General features: G+C 62.4%; 17 protein-coding genes and 1 riboswitch. Of the genes, 13 read left to right on the top strand and 4 right to left on the bottom strand.

The window, feature by feature from the left end; genetic code table 11:
* Nucleotides 1–124: 124 nt before the first annotated feature.
* The 5 genes from AC3WOY_RS00495 to pcaD all read left to right on the top strand — a co-directional run bounded on the left by AC3WOY_RS00495 (nucleotide 125) and on the right by pcaD (nucleotide 3,820).
* A complete protein-coding gene (locus AC3WOY_RS00495) occupies nucleotides 125–616 on the top strand; it encodes a MarR family winged helix-turn-helix transcriptional regulator (protein WP_492420261.1) in 492 nt (163 codons plus the stop codon).
* Entirely contained in the window at nucleotides 606–1,469 is an 864-nt protein-coding gene (gene folP, locus AC3WOY_RS00490) for a dihydropteroate synthase (protein ID WP_492420259.1), read from the top strand. Before AC3WOY_RS00495 ends, folP begins: the two co-directional genes overlap by 11 nt.
* A 179-nt stretch (nucleotides 1,470–1,648) precedes the next feature.
* On the top strand, nucleotides 1,649–2,326 hold the full coding sequence (locus AC3WOY_RS00485; protein WP_492420258.1) for a 3-oxoacid CoA-transferase subunit A: 678 nt from the start codon (nucleotides 1,649–1,651) through the stop codon (nucleotides 2,324–2,326).
* Nucleotides 2,323–2,988 (top strand): 3-oxoacid CoA-transferase subunit B, encoded by a 666-nt coding sequence (locus AC3WOY_RS00480; protein WP_492420256.1) that lies wholly within the window; start codon nucleotides 2,323–2,325, stop codon nucleotides 2,986–2,988. Before AC3WOY_RS00485 ends, AC3WOY_RS00480 begins: the two co-directional genes overlap by 4 nt.
* A 52-nt stretch (nucleotides 2,989–3,040) precedes the next feature.
* Nucleotides 3,041–3,820, top strand: coding sequence for a 3-oxoadipate enol-lactonase (gene pcaD, locus AC3WOY_RS00475; RefSeq protein WP_492420254.1), 780 nt, complete (start codon nucleotides 3,041–3,043; stop codon nucleotides 3,818–3,820).
* On the opposite strand, the gene AC3WOY_RS00470 is transcribed toward pcaD, so the two are convergent.
* Nucleotides 3,786–4,706: a LysR family transcriptional regulator gene (locus tag AC3WOY_RS00470; RefSeq protein WP_492420252.1), complete on the bottom strand. Its 921-nt coding sequence runs from the start codon at nucleotides 4,704–4,706 to the stop codon at nucleotides 3,786–3,788. The genes pcaD and AC3WOY_RS00470 overlap by 35 nt on opposite strands.
* Nucleotides 4,707–4,803: 97 nt before the next feature.
* On the opposite strand from AC3WOY_RS00470, the gene AC3WOY_RS00465 reads away from it, so the two are divergent.
* The 5 genes from AC3WOY_RS00465 (at nucleotide 4,804) to AC3WOY_RS00445 (ending at nucleotide 10,044) form a co-directional block, all read left to right on the top strand.
* Nucleotides 4,804–5,940, top strand: a complete 1,137-nt coding sequence (locus AC3WOY_RS00465; RefSeq protein ID WP_492420251.1) for a muconate/chloromuconate family cycloisomerase — start codon at nucleotides 4,804–4,806, stop codon at nucleotides 5,938–5,940.
* A 10-nt stretch (nucleotides 5,941–5,950) separates the two neighbouring features.
* Entirely contained in the window at nucleotides 5,951–6,229 is a 279-nt protein-coding gene (gene catC / locus AC3WOY_RS00460; protein WP_492420249.1) for a muconolactone Delta-isomerase, read from the top strand.
* A 28-nt stretch (nucleotides 6,230–6,257) separates the two neighbouring features.
* Nucleotides 6,258–7,229 (top strand): tripartite tricarboxylate transporter substrate binding protein, encoded by a 972-nt coding sequence (locus AC3WOY_RS00455; RefSeq protein WP_492420247.1) that lies wholly within the window; start codon nucleotides 6,258–6,260, stop codon nucleotides 7,227–7,229.
* A gap of 74 nt (nucleotides 7,230–7,303) precedes the next feature.
* Nucleotides 7,304–7,395: riboswitch (glycine riboswitch) on the top strand.
* A 159-nt stretch (nucleotides 7,396–7,554) separates the two neighbouring features.
* The gene (locus tag AC3WOY_RS00450) at nucleotides 7,555–8,817 is read left to right on the top strand and encodes a D-amino acid dehydrogenase (protein ID WP_492420245.1); all 1,263 of its coding nucleotides are present in this window, start codon (nucleotides 7,555–7,557) and stop codon (nucleotides 8,815–8,817) included.
* A gap of 84 nt (nucleotides 8,818–8,901) precedes the next feature.
* Entirely contained in the window at nucleotides 8,902–10,044 is a 1,143-nt protein-coding gene (locus AC3WOY_RS00445; protein WP_492420243.1) for a branched-chain amino acid ABC transporter substrate-binding protein, read from the top strand.
* Between the two features lie 25 nt (nucleotides 10,045–10,069).
* Here the strand turns inward: AC3WOY_RS00445 and AC3WOY_RS00440 are convergent, their stop codons facing one another.
* From AC3WOY_RS00440 to AC3WOY_RS00430, 3 genes are read right to left on the bottom strand one after another with little or no spacing between them, the layout of a single operon-like run.
* Nucleotides 10,070–10,516, bottom strand: coding sequence for a hypothetical protein (locus AC3WOY_RS00440; RefSeq protein ID WP_492420241.1), 447 nt, complete (start codon nucleotides 10,514–10,516; stop codon nucleotides 10,070–10,072).
* Nucleotides 10,517–10,532: 16 nt separating this feature from the next.
* A complete protein-coding gene (locus AC3WOY_RS00435; protein WP_492420239.1) occupies nucleotides 10,533–11,243 on the bottom strand; it encodes a GntR family transcriptional regulator in 711 nt (236 codons plus the stop codon).
* 6 nt (nucleotides 11,244–11,249) lie between these two features.
* Nucleotides 11,250–12,932 (bottom strand): sigma 54-interacting transcriptional regulator, encoded by a 1,683-nt coding sequence (locus AC3WOY_RS00430; protein ID WP_492420237.1) that lies wholly within the window; start codon nucleotides 12,930–12,932, stop codon nucleotides 11,250–11,252.
* A 342-nt stretch (nucleotides 12,933–13,274) separates the two neighbouring features.
* Between AC3WOY_RS00430 and AC3WOY_RS00425 the strand changes: the two genes are divergently transcribed.
* The 3 genes from AC3WOY_RS00425 to AC3WOY_RS00415 are packed head-to-tail and all read left to right on the top strand — an operon-like array spanning nucleotide 13,275 to nucleotide 14,858.
* Entirely contained in the window at nucleotides 13,275–13,532 is a 258-nt protein-coding gene (locus AC3WOY_RS00425; RefSeq protein ID WP_492420235.1) for a phenol hydroxylase subunit, read from the top strand.
* Nucleotides 13,533–13,586: 54 nt separating this feature from the next.
* A complete protein-coding gene (locus tag AC3WOY_RS00420) occupies nucleotides 13,587–14,579 on the top strand; it encodes an aromatic/alkene monooxygenase hydroxylase subunit beta (RefSeq protein ID WP_492420233.1) in 993 nt (330 codons plus the stop codon).
* 9 nt (nucleotides 14,580–14,588) lie between these two features.
* Nucleotides 14,589–14,858 carry an MmoB/DmpM family protein gene (locus AC3WOY_RS00415; RefSeq protein WP_492429115.1) on the top strand — a complete coding sequence of 90 codons (270 nt, stop codon included), beginning with the start codon at nucleotides 14,589–14,591 and terminating at the stop codon, nucleotides 14,856–14,858.
* Nucleotides 14,859–14,877: the final 19 nt, after the last annotated feature.

Here is a 14,877-nt window from a genome sequence, read left to right as displayed (position 1 = left end):
GTACAGCATGCAATGCGGTCTCGACATTGCCGTCATGACCCTGTTGGTTCAGCTCCTTGCATGCATCGTGCTTGACATTACTTGCCTAGGCAAGTAAATTAAACAAGTGCTTCAGGAGTGTGGAATGGAACTATCCAGTCTTTCCGATGGTGTTCGGTCGTGCAGCAGGAACGGCCTCGGCTATCTGGTCAACTCGGTGCGTAATGCGCTGTACGCTGCCCTTGAGCAGGATCTCGCAAGACTCAATCTCACTGCAGCGCAACTTGTCGTTGTGATCGCCATCGCGCGGGACCAGATCCAGACGATCGGCGAGCTGGGGGCGTATGCGGGAATCGACATGGGCGCCATGTCGAGGCTGATTGGCAGGCTCGAAGAAAAAGGGATCGTGCGGCGCACGCGCAGCGAGTCGGACAAGCGGGCGATGCTCGTCGAGTTGACGCCCTCCGGACGCCGCCTGTACCCGCAGATTGAACCTATCCTGGTCGGCATCAACAGCCGTTTCCTGCAAGGTTTTTCGCCCCAGGAGTCGGAACAGTTGCAGAAAATGCTCGAGCGCCTGCTTGCCAATGCGAATCGATTGCCCCCGGGTCTGCAAGGAGCGGCACGTGACGAATGATCATATGAACATGCCGGAACATGTCTGGCAGGTCGGCCGCTTTTGCTTTCCCGTCAGCGGACCGCGATCCCGCACGCTGGTCGTCGGCATCCTGAACGTCAATCCCGATTCGTTTTCCGATGGCGGGCGATTTGACTCTGTCGAAAAGGCTGTAGCCCGCGCAGAGGCAATGATCGCGGAGGGCGCCGACATGATTGAAATCGGCGGCGAGTCGACCCGGCCCGGCGCTGCCTCCGTATCGAGCACCGAAGAACAGCGCCGGATCCTTCCCGTCATTGCCGCCTTGCGCGACTGCGGTGTGCCCATCGCGGTCGATACATTCAAACCCGATGTCATGCGCGCCGCGCTCGCTGCCGGGGCCGACATGATCAATGACGTGAGCGGATTTCGCACGGCGGAATCCATGCAGGCGGTGCGCCAGGGCGACTGCGGACTGTGCATCATGCATACCAATGGCCCTGCGGACAAGCTGCATGCTCCTTCTCCTGCAAAGAATGTCACGAACGAAGTCAGGCAATTCTTCTACCAGCGCGTGCGCGCAATGGAAGAGGAGGGAATCGCAAGGAACCGGTTGTGCATCGATCCGGGATTCGGCTTCGGAAAGACCGTCGCACAGAATCTGGCGCTGCTGTCCGGCATTGACTACATCAAATACGATCTTCACGTCCCGCTGCTGGCCGGCCTGTCGCGGAAATCCATCCTGGGCGAGATCACCGGAAAACCGGTGCACGCGCGCCTTGCAGCCAGTATCGCAGCAGCCCTGGCAGCGGCAGCACACGGCGCAAGCATCGTCAGGGTGCACGACGTTGCGGAGACGGTGGATGCGCTCAAGATATGGCAAGCTGCTGCGTAACGGTTGTCCGCGTCATACCTTAAAGATATCGCCGCGGACCCAAATGATATTGGACGGTCCAGGCGTGTCCCAATACCATGGCTTCATCATCTGTTATCGGCGAGCGTGTCGCCCAGCATCCCGGGCGCTGCGAGCGCGCTGTTTCCTGAACCGCCGCACAGTCCGCACTCTTGTCATCCATGATCGATAAAATCTTTCCATCCCTGTCCGCCGCCGTCGCCGGTATTCACGACGGCGCCACGGTCATGATCGGCGGCTTCGGAACCGCCGGCATGCCGGCGCAGCTGATCGACGCGCTCATCGAGCAGGGCGCGCGCGAACTCACCATCATCAACAACAATGCCGGCAACGGCGACACCGGCCTCGCGGCGCTGCTCAAGGCGAAGCGGGTGCGCAAGATCATCTGTTCCTTCCCGCGCCAGACCGACTCGCATGTTTTCGACGAGTTGTATCGTCGTGGCGAGATCGAGCTCGAACTCGTCCCGCAAGGCAACCTGGCGGAGCGGATTCGCGCGGCGGGCGCCGGCATCGGCGGATTCTATACGCCGACCGGTTATGGCACGCTGCTCGCGGAAGGCAAGGAATGCCGGGAAATCAACGGCCGGAACTATGTCTTCGAATTGCCGCTGCATGCCGACTTCGCGCTGATCAAGGCGCTCAAGGCAGACCGCTGGGGCAATCTCGTGTACCGCAAGACCGCACGCAACTTCGGCCCGATCATGGCGACGGCGGCAAAGACAGCCATCGTCCAGGTGGACAGCGTGGTGCCGCTGGGCGAGCTTGATCCCGAAGCCGTCGTCACCCCGGGCATCTTCGTGCAACGCGTAGTGCGCGTAACGGACAAGGAGCAAGCATGAAACGGCTGACACGAGACGAAATGGCGCAGCGTGTGGCGCGCGACATACCCGAGGGTTCCTATGTCAACCTCGGCATCGGTGTACCGACGCTTGTCGCGAACCACATCGGTGACCGCGAGATCATCCTCCACAGCGAGAACGGCGTGATCGGGATGGGGCCTGCGCCGGCTCCCGGCGAGGAGGATGGTGACCTGATCAATGCCGGCAAGCAGTTCGTGACGCTGCTGGCGGGCGGAGCCTACTTCCACCATGCCGACTCGTTCGCCATGATGCGGGGCGGCCATCTCGACTACTGCGTGCTTGGCGGATTCCAGGTCTCCGTGCGCGGCGACCTGGCCAACTGGCATACCGGCGCACCCGGCGCCATCCCCGCCGTGGGCGGCGCGATGGACCTGGCGATCGGCGCGAAGAAGGTGTTCGTGATGATGGAACATCTGACCAAGCAGGGCGAGAGCAAGATCGTGGCGCAATGCACCTATCCGTTGACCGGAATGAACTGCGTCAGCCGCATCTACACCGACCTGGCGATGATGGAGGTCGCCGAGGATGGCCTGCACGTCCGTGAAATCTACTCTGACATCGGCTTCGAGGAACTGCAGGAACTGAGCGGCGTGCCGCTCGTTGACAGCACGGCACAGGGAGGCACAGGACGATGTGCGTAGGAGTAGGGCAGGGAATTGCCGTTGCAATCGAACGCGTTCAGACGAGGAAATAATGCCTGTTGCCGAACTTGGTGATACCCGTATCCACTATCGCATCGAGGGCGAGCAGGGCAAGCCCGTGCTCGTCCTGTCGAACTCGCTCGGCACGAACCTGGAGATGTGGGCGCCGCAGGCCGGCAAACTGAGCGAGCATTTCCAGGTCTTGCGGTATGACACGCGGGGGCATGGCCAATCCGGCGTGCCGGCCGGCCCTTACACGATGGCGCGGCTTGCTGCCGACGTCGTCGACCTGCTGGATCATCTCGGCATTGCCAGGGCGCATTTTTGCGGGTTGTCCATGGGCGGAATCACGGGCATGCGGCTGGCGCTGGATTTCCCGGATCGCATCGACCGTCTCGTGCTCTGCAATACCGCTGCATTCATCGGACCGCCGGAAAACTGGACTGCGCGCGCGGAGAAGGTGCGTGCGGAAGGCATGGGCGCGATCGCGGATGCCGTGGTGGCGCGCTGGCTGACGCCCGACTTCGCGCAGACGCATCCGGAAATGGTTGCCGGAATGCGGAACATGCTGGTCGCAACCAGTCCCGAAGGATACGCAGCCAACTGCTGCGCGGTGCGCGACGCCGACTTGCGCGAGGAAGTCAAAAACATCGCGGCACCCACCCTGGTCATCGCCGGCAGCGGCGACATTCCGACCCCACCGTCGGACGCTGCATATCTTGCCGGCACCATTTCAGGCGCGCAGTATGTGGAGCTGGAAGCGGCCCACATATCCAACCTGCAACAGCCCGCGCGCTTCACCGAAGCTTTGCTGGCTTTCCTGAAGCCCTGAAGGACGATGCGGCATGAATCCGTGCCGCATCGATAAACCGTTGCAAGTCCGGGTTGGCGTCGCCGGCCCGCGTGTTCATGATGACCGGTGACGCCACGTCTTTCTCATGCAGCGGGCGGTAGACGATATCGTCCCGCTGCAATCGCTGCACCGAGCCCGGCACCAGGGTGACACCCAATCCCGCCGCGACGAGGCCGATTGCCGTCTGCATTTCATTGGCATCCATCACGTTTCTCAGGTTCAAGCCCCGCAGGCGGAAATGCTGCAGCACCTGGTCGGCATAACTTGGGCGCGGACGCGCCGGGTAGAGAATGAACGGTTCGGAGGCGAGCATGGCCAGTGTAATGTGTCTCTCCTTGATCAACGGATGATTGCTCGGCAGCGCGACGGCCAGCGGTTCCTGCGCAATCACTTCGCATACCAGTTGCGGATCGTCCAGCGGCAGGCGGCCGAAGCCGGCATCGATGCGGCCCGCTTTCAAGGCTTCTGCCTGCTGGATGGAGGTCATCTCCGACAGCACGACTTCAACGCCTTCGCTGTCTTCCCTGAAGCTCCGGATCAGCCCCGGGAGGAAGCCGTAGAGCGCCGACGGCACGAAGCCGATACCGAACCAGCGCCGCTGGCCGACGCTGATGCGGTGCGTCGCCGCCTTGACCTCGTCGAGCCTTGCCAGCACCTGCGTGCATTGCTCCAGAAAGAACACGCCGGCCTTGGTCAGTGCCAGCGGCCGTGCCTCGCGGTCGATCAGTTCCGCACCGAGCTCGTCCTCCAGCTGCCGGATCTGGCGCGACAGCGGCGGCTGGGCGATGTGCAGCTGCTCCGCCGCGCGCGTGAAATTGAGGGTGCGCCCGAGCACTTCGAAGTAGCGCAGTTGCCGCAGTTCCATCGATACCTCCTGAGTATGGCGCAGGACGGAAATGATATTGGACGCGTGAGGATGCCGCACCTAACATGCACTTATCCCGCTTGGACTTTCTGATCCCATGGACTCTAACATCAAACCTGTTTCCGTCACATCGCTCGAAGCCGTGATCGTCGACCTGCCGACCATACGCGAGCACCGCCTGGCGATGACGACCATGCGCACGCAGACGCTGGTCATCCTGCGCCTGAAATGCGCCGACGGCATCGAAGGCATCGGCGAGGCGACGACCATCGGCGGACTCGCTTACGGCGACCAGAGCCCGGAGTCGATCAAGCTCACGCTCGACCGCTATGTGGCGCCGCTGGTCGTGGGCATGGATGCCCGCAGCGCCAATGCGGTCATGGCGCGTGTCGGCCAATCGGTGCAGGGCAACGCGCTTGCCAAGTCGGCGCTCGAAACCGCCTTGCTCGACGCCCAGGGAAAACGCCTCGGCGTACCGATGCACCAGCTTCTCGGCGGCGCGGTGCGCCAGTCGGTTCCGGTGCTGTGGACGCTCGCCAGCGGCGACAGCGCACGCGACATCGCGGAAGCGGAGCAGATGCTCGAGCTGCGCCGTCACAAAGTATTCAAGCTGAAGATCGGCAAACGCGAACCACGGGATGACGTGAAGCATGTCGCCGCAATCAAGGCCGCACTGGGCGACCGCGCCGAGCTGACGGTCGACGTCAACCAGGCATGGAGCGAGGCCACCGCTTACCGCTTCATTCCCGAACTGGAAACCGTCGGCGTGATGCTGGTCGAACAGCCGATCGCGCGCGGGAACCGCCGCGGACTGGCGCGACTTGCGCAGCGTTTCGACGTGCCGATGATGGCGGATGAAGCCGTCCATTCCGCCTTCGACATGTTCGATTACGCGCGCGATGAGGCCGCGGATATCGTCGCGCTGAAGATCGGCAAGTCGGGCGGGCCGCTCGGTGTGCTGCGCACTGCCGCCGTCGCGGATGCGGCGGGTATCGGCTGTTATGGTGGCACGCTGCTGGAAGGGAGCATTGGGAGCCTCGCCTCCGCGCATGCGTTCGCCGCGTGCGAAACGCTTGAGTGGGGCACCGAATTGTTCGGCCCCTTGCTGCTCAAGGACGACATCGTCGTTGAACGTCCGAGCATCGTGAATTACGAACTTGCCTTGCCCCAGGAACCCGGCCTCGGCCTGGCGCTGGACGAGGACAAGCTGGCGCATTACAGCAGAAAGCACTAAGGAGATAGTCATGTTGTTTCTGGTCCGGATGGATGTAGACATTCCGCGAGACATCGCGCCGCAGGTCGCCGACGATATCAAGGCGCGCGAGAAGGCGTATTCGCAGGAGCTGCAGCGCAGCGGCAAGTGGGTGCACCTGTACCGGGTGGTCGGGGAGTACGCGAATTACAGCGTTTTCGACGTCGAATCCAATGACGAACTGCACGCGATCCTGTCCGGGCTGCCCTTGTTCCCCTTCATGAAAATCAAGGTGACGCCGCTGGCAAAACATCCGTCCTCGATCGCCTGAACCAATACATCTACCTACTGGAGATAGCATGAAATCCGCAATCGCAAAAATTCTTTCCGCGAGCGTGCTGGCGTGTACCGCATTCGGCGCCTCCGCCAACGACAACTTCCCGAACCGTCCGATCAAGTGGGTCGTCCCGTTCACGCCGGGCGGCGCGATGGACAGCATGGCGCGCGCCATCGGAGAGCGGCTTGCGCAGAACGTCGGGCAACCGGTCGTCATCGAGAACCGGCCGGGCGCCGGCGGCACCATCGGTTCGGCACTGGTGGCGAAATCCGAGCCGGACGGGCACACGATGATGATCGTCTCGATCGGTCACGCGGTGAACCCGGCGCTGTATCCCAAGCTGTCCTACGATCCGGTCAAGAGCTTCGAGCCGGTGAGTCTGGTGGCGATCGTGCCGAACGTCCTCGTGGTCGGCCCCGGCGTGAAAGCGAACAATGTGAACGAGCTGATCGCGGCCGCGAAGGCGCAGCCCGGAAAACTGACCTACGCATCGGCCGGCAACGGCACGACCATCCACCTCGGCGCCGAGCTGTTCAATGCCATGGCCGGCGTCGACATCATGCACGTCCCGTACAAGGGCAGCGCGCCGGCAATGACCGACCTTCTCGGCCGCCAGGTGGACATCATGTTCGACTCCGTGTCGTCTGCCAAACCGCACATCGACTCGGGCCGCCTCAAGGCGCTCGCGGTGACCACGACGAAGCGTTCCAGCGTCCTGCCGAACGTGCCGACGCTGAATGAAGCAGGCGTGAAGGGGTATGAACTCAACGGCTGGTATGCGGTGTTCGTTCCTGCAAAGACCCCACGCCCGATCGTGGACAAGCTCAACGCGGAAATCACCAAGGCCATCAAGCATCCTGACGTTGCTAAACGCTTTGTGCAACTGGGCGCCGAACCGGTCGGATCCTCGCCGGAGGAGCTGGCGAAGTATCTCGGCTCGGAAATCCCGCGCTGGTCCGAGATCATCAAGGCGAGGGACATCAAGGCGGATTGAGTTCCGTGCGGCACCGGATTGAAAAACATGGTAGTCTTCATGGAAATCTAGTTACACGAATTCGGCGCCACGCCGAACTTCGATCGGGAGAGAACGCCGGGAGACCGGCGGCGCCGAAGGAGCAACCGCCCCGGAAACTCTCAGGCAAAAGGACCGATCGGATCAATGAACTCTGAAGAGCTGCCGGAAGTCGTCGCCCGGCACACCGCAGGAGCAAGCACCACTTCCCAGTGGCGTGAATCTCTCAGGTACCAAACAGAGGGGGCGTACGTTGCGCATGTCGCGCACGTGCCTCAACCCCATGACCTGTTTGGAGCCAGCACCCATGAAATCCATCGCAGTGATCGGCGGCGGTATTACCGGCGTCACGACCGCTTACGCCCTCGCCAAACGCGGCTTTGCCATCACCCTGTTCGAAAAGCACCGCTATGCGGCCATGGAGACGTCGTTCGCCAATGGCGGGCAACTCTCCGCGTCCAACGCCGAGGTATGGACGCACTGGAGCACCATCCTCAAGGGCCTGAAGTGGATGCTCAAGAGCGATGCGCCGCTGCTGGTCAATCCCAAGCCGAGCTGGCACAAGCTGTCCTGGTTTGCGGAGTTCATCGCCAACATTCCGCAGTACCGCCAGAACACGATCGAAACCGCGCGCATGGCCGTTGCCGCGCGCGAGCACCTGTTCGCGTGGGCCGCGGCGGAAGGCGTGGATTTCGACCTCAAGAAAGAGGGCATCCTGCACATCTACCGCGACAAGAAAGGCTTTGACCATGCCGGCGAAGTATCCAAGCTGCTGGCCGCCGGCGGACTGCCGCGCCGCGCGGTGACGCCGGACGAGATGCGTGCCATCGAACCGACGCTGGCCGGCAGCTACTATGGCGGCTACTACACCGAGAGCGACTCCACCGGGGACATCCACAAGTTCACGGTCGGACTGGCCGCGGCCATTGAACGCCTCGGCGTGCGCTGCGTGTACGGGCAGGATGTGCTGGCCCTGCAAAGCGACGACGAGACAGCCAGCGTGGTTGTCAGCGACGGCATTTCCGGCACTTCGCAGACGCACCGCTTCGACGGCCTGGTCGTCTGTGCCGGGGTGAACAGCCGCGCGTTCGCGGCCCAGCTGGGGGATCGCGTCAATATCTATCCGGTCAAGGGCTATTCCATTACCGTCAACCTGCTCGATGAGCGGAGCCAGGCAGCGGCACCAACGGTCAGCCTGCTTGACGACGAAACCAAGCTCGTCACCAGCCGGCTGGGCGCCGACCGCTTCCGGGTGGCCGGCACCGCCGAATTCAACGGGTACAACAAGGACATCCGCGCCGACCGCATCCGCCCCTTGATCGACTGGGTCAACCAGTGCTTCCCGGATGTGAACACACGGCAGGTGGTGCCATGGGCGGGACTGCGTCCGATGATGCCGAACATGATGCCCCGCGTCGGCCGCGGGCGGGCCCCGAACGTGTTCTACAACACCGGCCACGGCCATCTCGGCTGGACGCTGTCGGCCGTCACCGCCGACATGATTGCGGGCGTCGTGAAGGGCAGTTTCGACGCGCGGACCTACGTTCCATTGCAATTCCAGGGCGCGTGACCGTCAACTTTCCAGAAGGCCGTGGCTGTCGCCCGATCCGAGGGACAGCCAAAATTAATTATTTCAGTAGCAGGAGCGTAAAACATGCAGTTCACGACAAAAATGATTCCGTTGGCAGGCGCAGTGGCGTTTGCTTTTGCAGGTGCAGCATCGGCACAGGAAGTGGTCAGGATCGGCCACGTCGGCCCGATCTCCGGCGGCATCGCCCACCTGGGCAAGGACAATGAAAACGGCGCCCGCATGGCGATCGACGAACTGAACGCCAAGGGCGTGACCATCGGCGGCAAGAAGGTCAAGTTCGAGCTGCTGGCCGAAGACGATGCCGCCGATCCGAAGCAGGGAACTGCAGCTGCACAGAAGCTGGTCGATGCCAAGGTCAATGGCGTGGTGGGTCACATCAACTCCGGAACCACCATCCCGGCATCGAAGATTTACCACGACGCCGGCATCCCGCAGATCTCCCCGTCCGCGACCAACCCGAAATACACGCAGCAAGGCTTCAAGACCGCCTTCCGCGTGGTGGCCAACGACATCCAGCTGGGCGGCGCGCTGGGCCGTTACGCGGCCGAGCAGATCAAGGCAAAGAAGGTGGCTGTCATCGACGACCGTACCGCCTACGGCCAAGGGCTGGCACAGGAATTCATCAAGAACGTCAAGGCCAAGGGGGTGGAGATCGTTACGCAGCAGTACACCAACGACAAGGCGACCGACTTCAACGCGATCCTGACCGCGGTCAAGGCCAAGAAGCCGGACACCATCTTCTTCGGCGGCACGGACCCGGTGGCCGGGCCGATGCTGCGCCAAATGAAGACGCTGGGCATCAACGCCAGGTTCATCGGCGGCGACGGCATCTGCTCCGAGCAGTTGGTCAAGCTGGCCGGGGACGCGCTGGCCGACGGCCAGGTGGTGTGCGCCGAGGCAGGCGGTGTGGAAGAAAATCAGAAGAAGGGCATGGAAGAATTCCGCGCCGCGTTCAAGAAGAAGTTCGATACCGAGGTGAAGCTTTATTCGCCGTACACCTACGACGCGGTGATGATCCTGGCCGAAGCAATGAAGAAGGCCAACTCGGCCGAGCCCGCGAAATACCTGCCGGAACTGGCCAGGACGAAGTACAAGGGCGTGATTGGCGAGATCGAGTTCGACGCCAAGGGCGACATGAAGAACGGCACGCTGACGCTGTACACCTTCAAGGGCGGCAAGCGCACCCAGATCGCCGTTGTCCGGTAATCACGCCCCCGGTCGCAGTTGCTTGTCAGCGCAGGCGAATGACCACCGCCCGGTCCATTCCGACGGGCTTGCGCCAAGGGCCGCTGAACCACAGCGCGCCCACGGCGGCGGTGATCGCGAGGACGGATCCCGCGGTAAAGAGCGTGACGGCGAGGATGAGCGCCCCCACGACCAGGCTGAGGAAGGAGACGACGATCAGTCCGACGCTGGAGGAGGCGAGGAGGGTGTATTGGGAAAGTGTCATGGCCGTCATTCGGGTTTGTGGATGGACGGAGTGCCGTCCCTGTCCGTTACGGATTGGCATGATGCACAGGCGCCTAGTTCGTTTTAGCACAACGATGACAACCGGCAAGCCGATCGCGCAGCGGCTGTTGCTGCCGTTGATATAAAACTGACGATGTCCGTCACGAAAAGTTCTGCCGCGGCGTGCAAACGGGCGACGGCGGCTTGCGGGAAAGACCTTTCTGTTCAAGTGGGCATGCCGCCGCTCATTCCAGTTCCGGCAGCAATTTCCTGATCGATTCGAAGGTGAGGTTGATGTGGACCTCCAGCGCCGCCCTGGCGCGCTTGACGTCGCGCGCCAGCGCCGCTTCATAGATGGCGCTGTGCTCGGCGTGGACGTCCCGTGCCACGGAACGATGTGAAATGACCGTGTGCCGGTAACGTTCCGACTGGCGGTAGAGCAGGCCGATCAGGTAGCGCAACCAGCGCGAATCGCATCCGCCGATCAGTGCCTCATGGAAGTCGCGGTTGCGCGCCTCCCATTCCCGCACCGTGCCGGTCTCCCGTTCGCCGAGCTTTTCTTCCGACTTGCTGAGCTTGTGGAAGGCGGCGACGAGTGCGGCTTCCCAGTCGTCATTGCCGGCGATGATGGACTGTCGAAGCGCCTCGCCTTCGACGAGGATGCGGGTGCGGGTGATGTCTTCCAGGTCGGACATCGACATGGGAGCGACATGGAAGCCGCGCTGGCCTTCGCTGACGACGAGGGCGTCCGACAGCAGCAGCGACAAGGCCTCGCGCAATGTGCCTGCACCGACGTTGTAACGGTCTTTCAGGTGTTCGACGCGCAGCTTTTCACCCGGCGGCAGCCGCCCTTCGATGATGTCGCGGCGAAGCTGCAGGTAGGTGCCCTCCGTGAGGGTGCTCGGTTCGGTGTCGGCGTCGGCAAACGCAGCGTTGAATTTTTGTGAGTGAAGCATGGGGTGTTACTCCTCCGACGGAGTCGTATCCTTGTTGCGTTTGAGTCGGTAAGTCAGTTGCGGACGGGTGAGGCCGAGCAGGCGCGCGGCGCCGGCCAGGTTGCCGCCGGAGCGGTCCACCGCTTCCTGGAGCAGCAGGCTTTCCACCTCGTCCAGCGACAGGCCGCTATTGAGGATGGCGTCGCACAGCCTTGCCTGTTCCGGGCCTTCGTCCACGGAAAGTTCTCCCTGCTGCGACAGGCCGATACCTTCCGGCGCGGAACCATCCAGGCTCGGAAAAAGGTGGTCGAGCTCGATCCAGCCGTCGGCGGGTGCGAGAATGATGCCGCGCTCGATCATGTTTTCCAGCTCCCGCACGTTGCCCGGCCATTGATAGGCTTTCAGCGCCTTCATCGCCTTGTCGGTGATCCCGGCGACACGCTTGCCGTGCACGGCATTGAACTTGTCGATCATGGCATTCACGAGCGGCGGTATGTCGAGCGCGCGCTCGCGCAGCGGCGGAATGGAGATCGGATAGACATTCAGTCGGTAGAACAGGTCAGCGCGGAAGCGGCCGTCCTTGACCGCCTGCATCAGCTCGACGTTGGTCGCCGCCACGATGCGGACGTCGACCTTGCGCGTCCGGTCGTCGCCCAGGCGCTCGATCTCGCCTTCCTGCAGCACGCGCAGGATCTTGGCCTGCGCCGCAAGCGGGAGTTCGCCGATCTCGTCGAGGAAGAGGGTGCCGCCTTCCGCGCGTTCGAACTTGCCGGTGCGCGAAGCGTGGGCGCCGGTGAACGCGCCTTTCTCCACCCCGAACAGTTCCGATTCCACCAGGTCATGGGGGAGGGCGGCGCAGTTGATGGCGACGAAGGGGCGCCCGGCGCGCAGGCTCATGTCGTGGAGGGCGCGAGCGAATCGTTCCTTGCCCACGCCTGTTTCACCGGTCAGCAGGACGGTCACGTTGGTCTTGGCGGCTTTGACGACGAGTTCGTAGGCCCGCTGGAAAGCGGTTGAACTGCCGATCAGGTTTTCCATCTGGCGCTGCTGTTCGATGGACGAGCGCAGCACTTCCACCTGCGTTTTCAATTCAAGGAGGCGCGAGACGATGGAATCCGCTTCGTAGTAGGGCGTGTGTTCCGCGGCGTCGTGCCATTCCTCGACCGGCTTCCCGATGATGCGGCAGTGCGATGCGCCGCAGGCCACGCACTCCACTTCCTTGAACAGGATGAAGCGTCCCATGAAGGCGGTTGTGTACCCCGACGCGTAGCCGAGCAGCATCCAGCACACCGGGTCCTTCTGCGGGCCGAACTCCTTCACATGCGATTCGGCCTCCCAGGAGTTGTCCCATTCGAACTCGCCGAGGAAAGTGCCGGCCGCGACATCCATGTCGATGCGCACGGGCTTGACCTTCACGCTGCCCTCCAGCATGTGGAGCTGTGGGCCGACCACGAAGGCGTCGATCGGGTTCTGGTCGCCGCGCAGCTTCCGCGCCAGTTCCGCGTCGCGCATGCCTGAGGCGTAGCCCATGCGCGTCAGCACGCGGCGGGCGTGTTCGGGGCCGACAGAGCCAAGCAATTCCTTGCGCAGGCCGGCGAGGGCGGCCGTGTGGACCAGCACCATGCGGTGTTCCGCCAGCCAGATCGTGCCGTCTTCCGCGGAAAACCGCACCAGGCGACGCAGGTCGAGGTCCTTCGGATATTTGATCATTTCAGCCCGCCTTTTCAAGTCAGGACGGCCGCGCTTTCCGAGAAGGGTGCAGCCAATAATCTCGAGATTCTACATGATCATCAGAAATTATTGATCATTTGGTGATACGGGAAATCGGATTTGATCATTTCAGCAGTTGACCCGAATCAATTCTCGCCTTGCGGCGTCGCAGCATTAATTTTTACTCTGGAACGGCTTCTTGGCGGGAAGGCTCGCCAGCACTCAAGACCGTCCTCCACGCACCGCAGCAAATTAAATAATCTCGAGATTTTTTGGTGTGCTCCTACATTTTGGCACGCTGGTTGCTAAATGATCCCCATCAAACAAGAAAGTGGTGGAGACATGGGCAACGACGCTTTTGACACGGCGCGCAAGTTCGTTCGCGTCATCGAGAAGAGGGAAAACGGCATGGTCGAGTTCGAGTTCGCCATCGGCGAGCCGGAACTCTTCGTCGAACTCCTGTTGCCCGGTCACGCATTCGCCGAATTCTGTTCCGCCAACGCCGTCACCGTCCTCGACGGGCCTTCGCCGCCGACCGGCGCCGAGGCCTCCGAGTGGGACTGGAACCTGCGGCAGGCCACACACCAGCGCTTCAAGTAAGTCCGAACCCGGCACCGGGTTCCGGGCCGGCCATTACAACAGGAGGAGTCCGCAATGCAAATTGACCTACGTACCGTCAGCATCAAACCGCTGCGCCAGACGTACGACAACGTCGCCCGCCGCATCGGTGGCGACAAGCCGGCGTCACGCTACCAGGAAGGCACGCTCGACGCGCAGGCCACCGCCAACTTCCATTACCGCCCGCTGTGGGATCCCGACCACGAACTGTTCGACGTCACCCGCACGGCGATCAGGATGGCGGACTGGTACACGTTCAAGGATCCGCGCCAGCTCTATTACGGCACCTACACATTGGCCCGCGCCCGCATGCAGGAAACCGCGGAAGGCGATTTCGAGTTCGTCGAATCGCGCGGCCTCGCAACGGCCCTGCCGGAAGTGACCCGCAAGCTGGCCCTCGATGTGCTGCTGCCGCTGCGCCACCTGGAGTGGGGGGCCAACATGAACAACTCATTCATCTGCGCCTACGGCTACGGCACCGCGATCACCCAGCCCTGCATCTACCAGGCGATGGACCACCTCGGCATCGCGCAATACCTGACCCGCACCGGCCTGCTGCTGGAGGACGAAACCGCGCTCGATGCGGCGAAGGAAGCCTGGCTCGCTGATCCGAAGTGGCAGGAGTTGCGCCGTTACGTCGAAGACAGTTTCGTGGTGAAGGACTGGTTCGAACTCTTCGTCGCGCAAAACCTCGTCCTCGACGGCCTGCTGTATCCGCTGGTGTACCAGCACATCGATAACGCGATCTCCGGCCGGGCCGGCCCGACAGTCTCCATGCTTACCCGCTTCCAGACCGAGTGGTTTGCCGAAACCCGCAAGTGGGTCGACGCCAGCATCAAGACGGCGGCAGCGGAATCGGCGGAGAACAAGGCGCTGCTGTCGCAATGGGCAAAACAGTACCGCGACAAGACGATGAACGCACTCGCACCGCTGGCAAGGCATGCGCTTGGCGAACAGGCCGACGCCGTCATGGCCGAGCTGCAGGAAGAATTCAACGCCCGTGCCGCCAAGGCCGGCCTCGCGCTGTAAGGAGACATGATGTCCAACGTATTCATCGCATTCCAGACCAATGAAGAGACGCGCAGCATCATCGACGCGATCGCCGAAGACAACCCCAACGCTGTCATCAACGAGCAGCCCGCCATGGTGAAGATCGATGCCCCCGGCAGCCTGACCATCAGGCGCGGCACCGTGGAAGAGAAGCTTGGCCGCGACTTCGACCTGCAGGAACTGCACGTGCACCTGATCACGCTGGCCGGCCACATCAGCGAAACCGACGACGAATTCACGCTGAGCTGGAAGCACTGAGCCAGCACATCAAGGAGAC

Source organism: Noviherbaspirillum sp. FW303-A3, assembly GCF_058788695.1.
Note: the sequence above shows the minus strand (reverse complement) of the source record. Positions and strands in the feature narration are given on the sequence as shown.

Coding starts and splice junctions, on each gene's coding strand:
- AC3WOY_RS00420 (WP_492420233.1), top strand. CDS start 13,587: ATGCAAATTGACCTACGTACCGTCAGCATCAAACCGCTGCGCCAGACG.
- AC3WOY_RS00495 (WP_492420261.1), top strand. CDS start 125: ATGGAACTATCCAGTCTTTCCGATGGTGTTCGGTCGTGCAGCAGGAAC.
- AC3WOY_RS00425 (WP_492420235.1), top strand. CDS start 13,275: ATGGGCAACGACGCTTTTGACACGGCGCGCAAGTTCGTTCGCGTCATC.
- AC3WOY_RS00445 (WP_492420243.1), top strand. CDS start 8,902: ATGCAGTTCACGACAAAAATGATTCCGTTGGCAGGCGCAGTGGCGTTT.
- AC3WOY_RS00435 (WP_492420239.1), bottom strand. CDS start 11,243: ATGCTTCACTCACAAAAATTCAACGCTGCGTTTGCCGACGCCGACACC.
- AC3WOY_RS00415 (WP_492429115.1), top strand. CDS start 14,589: ATGTCCAACGTATTCATCGCATTCCAGACCAATGAAGAGACGCGCAGC.
- catC (WP_492420249.1), top strand. CDS start 5,951: ATGTTGTTTCTGGTCCGGATGGATGTAGACATTCCGCGAGACATCGCG.
- AC3WOY_RS00480 (WP_492420256.1), top strand. CDS start 2,323: ATGAAACGGCTGACACGAGACGAAATGGCGCAGCGTGTGGCGCGCGAC.
- pcaD (WP_492420254.1), top strand. CDS start 3,041: ATGCCTGTTGCCGAACTTGGTGATACCCGTATCCACTATCGCATCGAG.
- AC3WOY_RS00430 (WP_492420237.1), bottom strand. CDS start 12,932: ATGATCAAATATCCGAAGGACCTCGACCTGCGTCGCCTGGTGCGGTTT.
- AC3WOY_RS00450 (WP_492420245.1), top strand. CDS start 7,555: ATGAAATCCATCGCAGTGATCGGCGGCGGTATTACCGGCGTCACGACC.
- AC3WOY_RS00455 (WP_492420247.1), top strand. CDS start 6,258: ATGAAATCCGCAATCGCAAAAATTCTTTCCGCGAGCGTGCTGGCGTGT.
- AC3WOY_RS00465 (WP_492420251.1), top strand. CDS start 4,804: ATGGACTCTAACATCAAACCTGTTTCCGTCACATCGCTCGAAGCCGTG.
- AC3WOY_RS00485 (WP_492420258.1), top strand. CDS start 1,649: ATGATCGATAAAATCTTTCCATCCCTGTCCGCCGCCGTCGCCGGTATT.
- AC3WOY_RS00470 (WP_492420252.1), bottom strand. CDS start 4,706: ATGGAACTGCGGCAACTGCGCTACTTCGAAGTGCTCGGGCGCACCCTC.